The organism is Calditrichia bacterium (genome assembly GCA_020634975.1).
Classification (GTDB): Bacteria; Calditrichota; Calditrichia; order RBG-13-44-9; family J075; genus JACKAQ01.
Genome location: JACKAQ010000005.1, coordinates 43,378 through 55,490, shown reverse-complemented (window position 1 = coordinate 55,490; position 12,113 = coordinate 43,378). Strand labels below are relative to the sequence as shown.

Here is a 12,113-nt window from a genome sequence, read left to right as displayed (position 1 = left end):
TTGTCGGCGGTAAATCTTTCAAAAAAAATATCAATTAGCAATTTCGAACCAGCCGCACAAAATGGCGATCGGAAACGTGCGCCGGGCGACAGGTGCCTTCGGCGAAAAATGCCACCCATTGGCTATCCGGCGCATCCCGTTCCGCAAGCCAGATTTCCGTTCGCGGATCGCTCAGCGCCGGATGAATGTATGCTGAATCGCCGGTTTGCGGATGCAACAGGGATAACCCTTCTTCCAGAGTTGGCAATCGCCAGTCAGAAAATCCGGCGTAACGGACAATTTTCAGGCGATTTTCAAATTCGCGGATCGGTATTTTCGGGAACGGATCGCTTTGGTCCCACATTAAATTGGTGCAGTGATCGACAACAACTTTGCTGCCATTCACCACTTTCGGCTCGAACAAATGATGCAATCCGCGAGCATTCGGCTGGTGAACGCGATCAAAAAACGGGTATCGCTCCAAAACTTCGGTAATCATCTTGGGGCGAATGTCATCCATTTCCAACTCATGCGATGGCTGATTTGGCAGGCGCACCCGAAACGCGGAGAAATCGCCGTGTCGCAGCCAATCGCCGGAGAGCTCGCGCCCGGCAGTGATTTCATCGGAAAATGTATCCCACAAAAAAGTTTGGAGTTGTTTGGTAAAACGCAATCCGTCAAATGTCTCCGGCAGCGCCAAAAATCGCCGCGACACCAGATATTCTTCAACACTTTGTTCTGCAAACAACCATTTGCCAAGCTGGTCTTTTTTCACCAAAGACAAATTTCCGGGTTTCCACTGATGCAAATCGATATGGCAATTACGGCAGCAATCCTCAAATTTTTCCTGTGAAACAGCACCACCGGCGCCGCTCATGCGCTGACGATAACAAATTTCCGCCAGTGATTCCCAAAAATCCAGCAGCTGATGCGGCTCAATTTGCGGCTTCATCTGCGCAGCCGTAGCGGTTGCAGCGTGCTCACAAATCAACCGGTAACCTTCCCGATGGTTCACCAACGTTTCATTTGCAATATATGGTAAATAATGTAAAAACAACGGTTTGTTCACAAATTTTGGATTACGTTCCAGCCATTCTTCGTATGCTCTTCGTTTGCGAAATTGATAAAACGGCACGGTGCTGTTCACCCATTCCTTGCGGTCGGGTGTATCGGGAAGTGCAATCCGGTACAGGATAAATTCATATTCGTGAAACGGCTGACTATCGATTTTGCAAAGCCCCTTTTTTTCGGGCACACTGCTGATTGGCGGCAAACCTTCCATCCGCCCGATCAACATCACCAACGGAAATTTTCGGGTTTTATCCATCCAGCGTTTTAGCTTTTTGTCCGGGAAAACACCGGGCAGAAACAGTGATTCGAGATTGTCCAAAATGAGGATGGTTTGGCGCGGATTGGGCAGCCGCACCAGTCGCAATCGTGCCTCCCTCCGGGATAACGGCAGATGTGCCACTTTCAATCGATGATGCAATTTTTTTTGCTGCCACCGTTTGCAGCCTTTCACAAAAGCGGTTTTTCCCATTCCCGGCGCAGCCAGAATCATTACGTATCGTTCAGAATCCGGTGATTTAAGCAGCTCGTCAAATTCCGCAAACGGATCGATAACCGGTTGCCAGCGTTCCTCTCCTGCAATAAATTTTTCCAGATTTTGGTGGAGATAAATATTATATTTTTCAGCGAGTTCCGGCTTCAGCGGATCGTAGGTTTGATAGGATTGCGGAAAAATTTCACCCGGCTGATAGATAAAATCTGTTGCAAAATACCGTTTCCAAAAAAGCTCCATTGCCCAAATTAACAGCGAGATAACAAGAATCACCAACGTCACCAGAACCAGGGTTCCCGTTGCACCGTCCCACAGCCAGGTTAAGGTAATCATTGCCATGCGATTTTATCCGGTGTTTCAATGATATATCAGCCCGATTGGCAAATAGCAGAATGCCGCACATCCAATGTGCGGAACCGGAGTCGGAAAATGTTCGGGCTTGAGGTAACAGGTTACGGTAAAACCGCTAAAAAATGCAATAAAAAAGATATTTCCTGCGCAGCCGCTGTAAAATTTGTAAGAATTTTTCGTGTTTTTTTGGAAAATATTCGCTAAATAATATGAACCTAATATTTTACTATTCCGGGTTTTACGGCTGATTGCGACACCAATCTATTGCTGATATATTAACATCACTGTTTTCAGGAGGACATTTTAATGGCACTTGTTCCCAGCTTGTTGCTTAAACAATTGTACACGTTCGGCAGTTTGGAAAACACAACGGATGGCATCCGTTTTTCTCTCAAAAACCGTTTGAGTGATGCAACGCTCACCGGGTTTCGCAGTCTCGAAATCGATGGAAAATCCATTTCAGTATCCGATATTTCACTGGATTTGGGCGGCGAAAACGCGGTGGATCCCGCAACGTTGAGCAAAAATCCACTCGATTTTCCGCTGCGCAGATCCATCGACATCCGGGCAAAAAGCAGCCCGTTGGAAAAAGGCAAACATCAGATATTGCTGGTTTTCGACACCAAACCCTTTGGCAAACTGAAGTTAAATGTCGAAGACAGCATCTCGGATATCAAAGAAACCACCGTGCGCATTCCCCGGAATGACGCCGATGATTACTCCGAAGAAGCCATCCAGACCCGCCAAAAATTTGTTGAGAAAATTACCGGTGTTTCGCTGAAACACTCTGCGAAATACTCGTTCGACCCGCACATTACCCAGGGCAATTGCGAACATTTTACCGGCGTGGCGCAGGTGCCAATGGGCATTGCCGGTCCGTTGACGGTTCACGGCGAGCACGCCAAAGGCGATTTTTTGATCCCGATGGCAACTGCGGAAGGCACGTTGGTGGCGTCGTATAATCGCGGGATCAAATTGATCAACTCCTGCGGCGGCGTAAAATGCAGCGTTGTGGACGACCTGATGCAACGTGCACCGGTGTTCGTTTTCGACGATGCCCGCGAAGCCCGCGAATTTGTAAAATGGGTGCAGGAAAATTTCAAAACGATAGCGGAACATGCGGAAACGACATCCAGCGTCGCCAAGCTACAATATATTGACCCTTACCTCGCGAGCAAGTTTGCCTATCTGCGTTTCAATTACACCACCGGCGATGCCGCAGGTCAAAATATGGTTGGGCGAGCAACATTTGCCGCATGCAGCTGGATTCTCGATCACTACAAAGGTATCAAACGATTTTTCCTCGAATCGAACTTTGCGACAGACAAAAAAGCATCGCAGGTGAACATTATGCGCACGCGCGGCAAACGCGTAACCGCGGAAGCGCTGATTAAACGCGATGTGCTAGTTCAGGTGATGCGCGTTGAGCCGGAAAGCCTGGCTTATCACGCCGGTGTGGCGGGAATCGGCAGCTTTTTGTCGGGCGTGAACAACAACGGATTGCATTCCGCGAACGCCATTACCGCGATGTTTATCGCCACCGGACAGGATGTCGCCAACGTTTCGGAATCCTCCGCCGGCATTATTTATACTGAAATTACACCGGAAAAAGATCTGTATATTTCCATCACCATTCCATCGCTGATTGTAGCGACTTACGGCGGCGGTGTCGGATTGGCGACCCAAAAAGAGTGCCTCGAAATGCTCGGCTGTTACGGTCGCGGGAAAGTCAAAAAATTTGCGGAAATTGTGGCGGGCGTTGTGCTGGCTGGCGAGTTGTCGCTGGCTTCCGCTATTTCATCATCGGACTGGGTTTCCAGCCACGAACAATATGGCAGAAATCGTTGACAAAAAAAATACGGCGAGTTGGGTTCCTCCCGTCCCGCCGCATTTTTATGGCAGCTCTCAACATCTTGTTTTTTCATTGTTTGGGCGAAGTTTTTTTATTCGCCCTTTTTTTATTGAATCAATTGCATTTTGCGAATGCGGCTAAAATTGCCCGCCTGCAACCGATACACGTAAACGCCGCTTTCCACCAGATCACCAACATCATTTCGCCCGTTCCAGCGCTGGGAATAGCTGCCGGATGGCAGAAAATCGGAAACCAGCGTACGCACTTTTCGCCCGAGCACATCAAAAATTTCCAACGTTACGCGTCCGGCGGATGCCATCGAAAATTCGATGGTCGTTTCCGGATTGAAGGGATTCGGGTAATTTTGCTGCAGCCGAAATCCTTCCAGCGGCGCGGCATCGTCATCGATACCGGTGGCAGGATTGCCTTCAAATGCGCCAACATCATATTGCCCCGCCGTTCGCGAATTTCCCGCAAAATCGTGGGTCACAATCGCGATAGTTTCCCCGGCATCGATGGCGGGACTGCTGCCGCTCAGCCGGTAATCGTTTGACGAACGGTTGACAAAAAACGACGCGTTCGCCGAAAGATTGGACGGCTGCGACGCATCACTTGGTTTTGTGCCGAGAAACAGCGAGTTTCGCAAATCGAATCCCGCCGGATCGTATCCGCCGCTAGCATTCTGGAAATAGCGATTTCCGGTACCAATATCGAAAGTGCTGTTGTAAATCAGCAATTTTTCCAGATCATCTTCCGTTCGGAAAGTTGTTTCGTTATCATACGCAATACTGTTAATTATGGTGATGTGCGCACCGCCGTTACTGCCGGGTCCCCGCAACCGGAAACCGATTTCGTTATTGTGTGCGATAACGCCATCCATAAAACAATCTACTTTTTCTTTAATATTGAACGCCGCACGATTGCTGATGTAACCCGGGACAAACCCATAGGCTTCCACATGCCGTAAGGTCAGCTTTGCCCGATAGTTAGCATTGCCGGAGCTGCCGTTCACTTTGGTGTCGATGGCGTTTTCGCCGGGAACTTCACCGGCATTCCACCCTGCGGCATCGGCGGGCAGCGGACCGGTCCACAACTTGCTGTTTTCGATGAGCACGTTGTCCCAAACCGGTGTTCCACGACTCGGGTCAGCCTGAAAACAATCCCCGGAAACGTAATAAATTTCGCAGTCGCGGATGGTAATATTAGTGGAAGTTACCGCAACAACGCCGTGCGCGTCCTGCTGGCTGTTTATTGTTCCCGCCAAACAGTGGTGAATTTTTGTGTTTTCGATGAGCACATTATTGGATTGCTCCATATCGATGCCGTCTTTTGTGGCATTGCGAATTTCGCTGTTACGGATCGTCAGATTCTCCGCGTTGTCAATCCGCACGATATCATTGCCGGAAAATTGCGCATCCAGCACAATACCATCAATTACGATATTATCGTGCGAAATGTCCATCACCGTTCCGGATAGCGAAAATACCGGACGGTTTCCCGGATCATGCGCCCGGATCGTAATTGGCGAACCGGAGGTTCCGCTGATTTGGCTGGTAATTTTTTGGGCGTAATTGCCGGGCAACACCCGAATAATATCCCCGGGATTGGCAGCGTTCAACGCCGAGGAAATGCTGTTGAACGGGCTGTTCAACGTGCCGTTGCCATTGCTCGCAACATCATCCACATAAATTTCCGCAGCCTGGGATGAGTAGAGAAAAAATGTGGTTAACATCAATAAAATCCATAAAAAACGCATCGTTCCAAACTCCATTTTTTGTTTAACTATGCGTTGTTTCCACAAAATCCATACCAATCCCGCTGCGCCGATTAACAACTCCGTAAACAGCAATAAAATCCAGATATTTGAGAAATAATTATACATGATTACCCGTTTGGAGAAAATGTCCTGTTTTTATAAATTGAACCGGGACGGCAAAATTGATCAAAGTTTGCACAGTGCCGGATCATTATTTTCATCAAATTTACGAAATTTGCGGACGGAGAATCTGCGAAAGCGCAACATTCGTGAATTTAAAAATCTATAGTTTGAGGAAGTCGCTTTGCAGAAAACTGAATTTAACGCCTATCACAAAGTTCGCGGTTACGAATGCGATTTTTACGGACACGCGAACAACGCAACCTACCTGAATTATCTCGAATATGCCCGAGGGGAACTGTTGATTGAAGCAGGATTATCGCTGCCAAAATTGAAAGAAGAAGGTATTTCGATTGTGTTGCGGCGGGTGGAAATTACTTATCGATCGCCCGCGAAAATTAACGACATGTTACGGATTTGCACCACTGTTGCGTCATTTAGCCGGGTGACATGCACGTTTCATCAGGAAATTTTCCGGGAATCTGACGATGTGTTGGTTGCAGAAGCGGATGTTACGTGGACAGTAATTAATGCGGCGGGGCGCCCGATGCGGCTGCCGGAAGTTATTCGTGAAGCGTTGGCGCTCACTGATTCGCCGGAAAATACTGTCAGAAACTGAAAATTTTCAGCACTTCACCGACAGTCAACAAATTGTTGCTTTTGCCATTTGCAAAGCGAATAATGCTGTCCCGTGCGTTGAAACGGCTGGCAATTTCGCTAATGGTATCACCAGATTGCACACGATATTGGTAATACCGGATGCCCGTTTGCGCAACTATTCTCAGCCGTTGCCCGACGCGAATTGTGTTCGAACGTAGGTTATTCCAGCTCTTCAATTGCGATACGGACACACCAAAAACACCGGCAATTTCACCGAGATTATTTCCGGCAGTGACGGCATAATTAAAGCTTTCACCACGGGAGATATTTTGCTGAACCAGCACATTTGAGCCGGATACAGCCGATTGCGGCGTTTTAGCTGCCGCCCGTTCGGTGCGTTGCGGGGCTGCGGCTGTCGTGCCGGTACTGCCCGGATAAACAACCAGTTTCTTTCCGTACGAAATCGTATTGCCGCTCAGTCCGTTCCACTGCTTTAACTGGTTGACAGTAACCCGGTATTTCCGGGCGATCAGCCACAGCGATTCGCCTTTTTGCACCCTGTGATAGGTTTGCGAACCGGAACCGCCGGAACCGCTGTTACTGCCAGAATAGGATATTTTGCTGCTCACCTGACGGCTGACGGCATTGTCCACCGCATTTTTTGTTCCGCGCGGTACAAACAGCGGATAATCGAGCACACGTTTGGGAGTTTGTTTGGCGTTATCTGCCAAATCCGGGTTCAGCGCCAGCAGCTCTTGCATGTTAATTCCGGCGTTTCTGGCAACGCTTTCCAGATTCACCTGCGAAGGCACAATTACGGTATCATAATTGCGCGGAAACGGCACATCATCAAAACCGAATTGCAGCGGATTACCCGGTTTTGCCATTACGATCACAGCAAAAATCTGGGGAATGTATTCCCTCGTTTCGTGTTTCAGCACGTTGGTTTTTTCGCGGAGAGCCCAAAAACTGCGATCGCGAAAACTGTCCAATTTTCGCAAAGCCTGACGGGTTTTGCCGGCACCGGAATTGTACGAACTCAGCGCCATCGTAAAACTGCCCAATTCTAACAGCAAATCATGCATGTATTCCCGGCAGGCAACCGCAGATTTGTATGGCGAATACCGCTCATCAACTGAACGATTTATTTTCAAACCGTATTGCGTTCCGGTGGATTTGATAAACTGAAACAATCCCGCCGCATGCGACCGGCTGTACGCCACCGGATTAAATCCCGATTCGATAAATGCCAGATACATAATTTCTTCCGGGAATCCTTTTTCCAGAAAAATATCGCGCAGAGCGGGAATGTATTTTCGCGAACGACGCAGTGTCTCCGCAAAAAATTTGCGATAGTATGGCTCATTTTGAAACCGGCGAATATAATATTCGATTTCTTTCACAAAATCATCGGGCAATTTAAAATTTTCCGGCTCGCCCATGTGGATGGCAACTTCGCGGATTTCCTGCTGGATAAATTTGTGCAATCCCTTTTCAAAATAGAAGCCGCTTTTAGATCCCGGAATAACGAGAGATGCACGGTCAGCACCAGATGGGTTATCGGCAAATAATTTGTCCGGCATTTCCGCTTTTTCCCAATCTGCGGCAGCGGCAGGTGGCGGCACTTCCACCGGTTTAACCGGCTGCACATTTCGCCAACGCAAATCGTCATCGATAATTGCAAAAGTGAGGGATTGGTCGATGGGTGGGTAATACCTGTCCAGATGGTTGATTTTTGCCGCCCGGCTATCCAGCGGGAGCGGATCCATTGTCCGGATCAGCGTTTCAAATTCATATTTCGATTGCTCATATTGTTGCGATAAATACGCCTCAATTATTGCATCGGCGCTGTTTTTGATGGTCGCATGAAGTGCCAGCGGCGTGTTGGGCACCGATTCACCGGTGTCCACATGAGACGTTTGAGGTTTGGTTGAATTTGCAGGTTGGCTATTGTACGGAACCGTTGTGGCGCAACCGGCCATTAACCATCCAATGATTCCCAACATGCAGAAAATACTGCGCTTCTTCATTCTCTGACCTCTATCCCTGGTGAGACAACTACAATTTTTTCAATGACATATCAACTCATCTGCCACCCGTTAATATACACAAATGTGATCTTTTCGCAAACCATAAATCATACAAAAGTATCCGAATTAAATTGAATATTATCAATTTGATGCGATGTGAATATTGAAATTTAACACTCGATTTTTTGACCGGAATGCAACCGGCAATCAATCGTCTTGCAAACACACATGTGCAAACACTTTTGCATCGTTAACCATAAATTCGATCACGCAATATTCGTTGGGCTGATGGCAAACATCCGCCAAAGTTGACCAAACGGCTGCGGGCAATCCCTCACGCCGGAATGTCGTGGCCACAGTTCCGCCGCCAATACCCATTGGGATAGCATCAACATTGTATATATTTTTGATCGCAACCTGCAGTTTTTTAACGACTTCCGCATCGTTTGGCGTTGGGGGCGCAGCCTCAGCAGACTGGGTTGTACCGATTTCAATTTGCACATCGAAATCGTTTTCAACGCCATTGCAAATATTTTGAACAGCAACAAAAAGTTCATCAATCGAATAGTCCGGCAGCAACCGGCAATCCAAATGAAACACATCTTCACCGGGAATTGTGTTTACATTTGGCACATTTGCTTCCTTTTTTGTGGGTTCGAAAGTGCTGGTTGGCGGATTAAATACTGTATTTTGCGCATCAAAAATGTCGTATAATTGCTCCAATCGCGTTACGAGATGCGCACCAGCCCTGAACGCGTTGTTCCCCTGCGCCGGTAAACTGGCATGGCACTGGATACCTTTTATCCGAAACCGGAACCACACAATGGATTTTTCGGCTACTTCTATCATTCGGCTGTCCGGCTCGCCGGCGTCCGGCACGATAATAATATCTTCGGTGCGAAATAAATCTTTGTGCTGTTCCATCAGATAATCCAACCCAAATTCGGAGCCGGTTTCCTCATCCGCAGCGATAATTACCGCTAAATCAAATGCCGGTTTATGGCTGAACGCCCGTATCCAGAAACGCTAACAGTGTGAAAATACTGCTGGTTACACCTTGTTGATTGTCTTCTGTTCCTCTGCCGAAAATTTTGCCGTCTTTCACCACAGCATCCCATGGGTCGTTATCCCATTTGCTCAAATCACCTGCCGGCACCACATCCATATGCCCCATCAACCAAATCGTTTTTGCCGATGATTGACCTTTGATTCTGGCAATTAAATTGGGTCGGACACCATTTTTTGCGCGTTCATCCGGCGCATCAATTTGCAGGATATCTGTTACGCCGCGCCCCATCAAAAAATTCTTGATGAACATCGCCTTATCCCATTCGCCATTGCCATCGTTAACGGGGCTTAGCGCCGGGATTGCGGTGATTTTTTGCTGAAACTGGATCATCTCAGCTTCGAGCGACGCAATCTGCTGAATTACTTTTTCCAAATTTGATGTGTTCAAAGCCTTCTCCTAACCATTCTATCGACCAAATATTCCACATTTTCTGTGATAATGGTCACCTCATTTGTCGCGATTTATTGATTATCTTCAATAAATTTAACGATAGAATTATCAATTTCAAAATTAATCCGGGAACACCAAAAAACGAAAAGTTATGCAAAATAGAGAACTCATACAGATGGTTGAAAATTCTTCACGGCAGTATTCCAGCCTGTTGGAGAATGTTCATGAAATCGAAGGCACAATTGTGCATCGTTTAACGCGTTTTTTGCAAACGCTCACTGAGATTCAAGATGAAGTTGTTGATTTGCGGCTCAAAAAAATATTGAAAGAAGAACATCCCTATTTACCGATGATTCATGTCGACCGCATACAGGAAAATACACCGTATCGCAAATATTCATTATACGAAATCAGCCGGACATTTATCAATCAGCGACGTGAATTGAGCAAATTTCTATACAATGTTCCTGAGGAATTGTGGAAGAGAACCGGCGTTCATGAAAATGAAGGTCATGTTACGTTTCAGGAATTTGTTCGCCGATTGACAGAGAAAGATCATACAACCATTTTGCGGCTGCAACGAACAGTAGAAACAAAAGAAAACCAGATTGCCTGATCCTGACTGATTGATCCGAAACCGATTTTTCCAGCGCTTACCCAAATACAATATTAACAACAAATTATAGCTTTTCCGGGAACTGAAGTAACGGATACTTTTGTTGAAGCTGTGCCAATCCTTTCAACAATAGTATTCCGATACCAATACCTAAAAGCCAGCCGGCGAGCACATCAAACGGGAAATGGACACCGACAACTACTCTTGATATGCCGACCAGAAAAATTAACACAATCCAAAAGGGTGCCCATTTTTTGTAAAATCCGATGAAAACCGTACCGATTGCGGCAACATTTGTTGCATGGGACGATGGAAATCCATATTTGCTACCGCAGTGCACCAATAGCCGAAATCCTTCCAAAAACTTGCAGGGGCGTAATCTACCGGTCAGGGGTTTGAGCACCGAACTGGATATTTGATCGGAAAGCAGAATTGCAAAAATTATCAGCACTCCCAGAACGCGTCCTTTTTTGCCGCAGCCAATCATCAGCCAAAGCCACAACAATCCACCCGGTAAGTACATATTTTCTTTGAGAGTTACTGCAACCATTAGCTTATCAAGAAAAGCATTGGCGAGTTTAACATTGATTAAAAAAAACAGATACACATCAATGTCTTGAAAAATTTGAAGCATAATTTTTTACGGTTGGATTAGGAATTGACCCGGTAGGAATAGACTTTTTTGACAGCTTCCAGAATTTGCTGCCGGTTAAATGGCTTCCGTACAAACTGAAGCGCACCATCGTTAAGGGCTTGCTCAACGGATTCGTCAACATCAAAACCTGAAGTTAGGATAACTTTTACAACGGGGTTTATTTCTTTCAATTGGTTGAAAGTTACCAACCCGTTTTGATCGGGCAAGTTAAAATCGAGAATTACAGTTTCGATCATTCCCTGTTCTTTATTATATAACGCCAAACCTTCCCGGGCATTTCTGGCAACAATCACTTTAAATGCATCCTGCGTGAGCACGTCCTTTAGAATGTGACGCAAATTCTCTTCATCTTCGATAACCAAAACATAGCGATTTTTCATCGGCTTGGAAAAGATACTGACATCTTCGTCCTGAATTTCGATCATTTTCATTCCCAAAGGAACATCCTGAATTTTGGGATGGTTAATTTCCCGGAGTTTTTTGAGAATATTGGCGATGCGCATGGACGATTTTTGCATCAACTGAAGGTAATTTGTCAACCGTTTGTTATCGATATTATATTTCTGTAACTCCATTTTAATCATATCGATAGCAGAAATTATAACCGTCAGCGGCTGATTGATTTCATGGTTGGTTGTTGCAATTGTGGCGTGAAAAGTTAATTTTCGTTCTGCTTCGTACAATCGTTTTTCCAGCTCAACACGCTCGAAAGCACGTCGGACACGAATCTGCAATTCTTCGAGATTGATTGGCTTGAGCATGTAATCATTAGCCCCCAACCGAACAGCTTGAATTGCTGTTTCAATTGAAGCATGCCCGGTGAGCAAAATAGTTGCGATGTCTTTATCCAGCTCTTTCACTTCCCGGAGCAATTCGATACCGCTAATGCCTTGCATTATCAAATCTGTTAAGACGAGATCGAATTTGTTTTCTTTCAACAAGCTTAGCGCATCGGAACCATTGCTACAAAGCGTAACATCATATCGTTCATGCTCAAGGGCTTTTTTCAGCATCAGTCGGCTGGCATAATCGTCATCAACAACAAGTATTCGATAAGGAACCATATTTTCTCCGGATACGCCGATAAGATAGTCGCAGAACAAAAATAATACAATAAATAATTGCAAATTTCGA

At 46.3% G+C, this 12,113-nt stretch carries 8 protein-coding genes and 1 pseudogene; 3 read left to right on the top strand and 6 right to left on the bottom strand.

Features of this window, described 5'->3' with window-relative positions; all coding sequences use genetic code 11:
• Window positions 1-34: 34 nt before the first annotated feature.
• Window positions 35-1,879 carry a DUF1566 domain-containing protein gene (locus H6629_21840; protein ID MCB9070424.1) on the bottom strand — a complete coding sequence of 615 codons (1,845 nt, stop codon included), beginning with the start codon at window positions 1,877-1,879 and terminating at the stop codon, window positions 35-37.
• A 318-nt stretch (window positions 1,880-2,197) separates the two neighbouring features.
• Here H6629_21840 and H6629_21835 point away from each other — a divergent pair, with 318 nt between their 5' ends.
• On the top strand, window positions 2,198-3,739 hold the full coding sequence (locus H6629_21835; protein ID MCB9070423.1) for a hydroxymethylglutaryl-CoA reductase: 1,542 nt from the start codon (window positions 2,198-2,200) through the stop codon (window positions 3,737-3,739).
• Between the two features lie 110 nt (window positions 3,740-3,849).
• Here the strand turns inward: H6629_21835 and H6629_21830 are convergent, their stop codons facing one another.
• Window positions 3,850-5,499, bottom strand: a complete 1,650-nt coding sequence (locus H6629_21830) for a right-handed parallel beta-helix repeat-containing protein (protein MCB9070422.1) — start codon at window positions 5,497-5,499, stop codon at window positions 3,850-3,852.
• 304 nt (window positions 5,500-5,803) lie between these two features.
• Between H6629_21830 and H6629_21825 the strand changes: the two genes are divergently transcribed.
• The gene (locus H6629_21825) at window positions 5,804-6,238 is read left to right on the top strand and encodes an acyl-CoA thioesterase (GenBank protein ID MCB9070421.1); all 435 of its coding nucleotides are present in this window, start codon (window positions 5,804-5,806) and stop codon (window positions 6,236-6,238) included.
• Here the strand turns inward: H6629_21825 and H6629_21820 are convergent.
• Entirely contained in the window at window positions 6,228-8,249 is a 2,022-nt protein-coding gene (locus H6629_21820; protein MCB9070420.1) for a LysM peptidoglycan-binding domain-containing protein, read from the bottom strand. The genes H6629_21825 and H6629_21820 overlap by 11 nt on opposite strands.
• 207 nt (window positions 8,250-8,456) lie before the next feature.
• Window positions 8,457-9,648 (bottom strand): annotated as a pseudogene (locus H6629_21815) (M20 family metallo-hydrolase).
• 211 nt (window positions 9,649-9,859) lie between these two features.
• Here H6629_21815 and H6629_21810 point away from each other — a divergent pair.
• The gene (locus H6629_21810; GenBank protein ID MCB9070419.1) at window positions 9,860-10,324 is read left to right on the top strand and encodes a hypothetical protein; all 465 of its coding nucleotides are present in this window, start codon (window positions 9,860-9,862) and stop codon (window positions 10,322-10,324) included.
• Between the two features lie 64 nt (window positions 10,325-10,388).
• Here the strand turns inward: H6629_21810 and H6629_21805 are convergent, their stop codons facing one another.
• Both H6629_21805 and H6629_21800 read right to left on the bottom strand, forming a co-directional pair.
• Window positions 10,389-10,958, bottom strand: a complete 570-nt coding sequence (locus tag H6629_21805; GenBank protein MCB9070418.1) for a phosphatase PAP2 family protein — start codon at window positions 10,956-10,958, stop codon at window positions 10,389-10,391.
• Window positions 10,959-10,975: 17 nt separating this feature from the next.
• Window positions 10,976-12,043, bottom strand: a complete 1,068-nt coding sequence (locus H6629_21800; protein ID MCB9070417.1) for a response regulator — start codon at window positions 12,041-12,043, stop codon at window positions 10,976-10,978.
• Window positions 12,044-12,113: the final 70 nt, after the last annotated feature.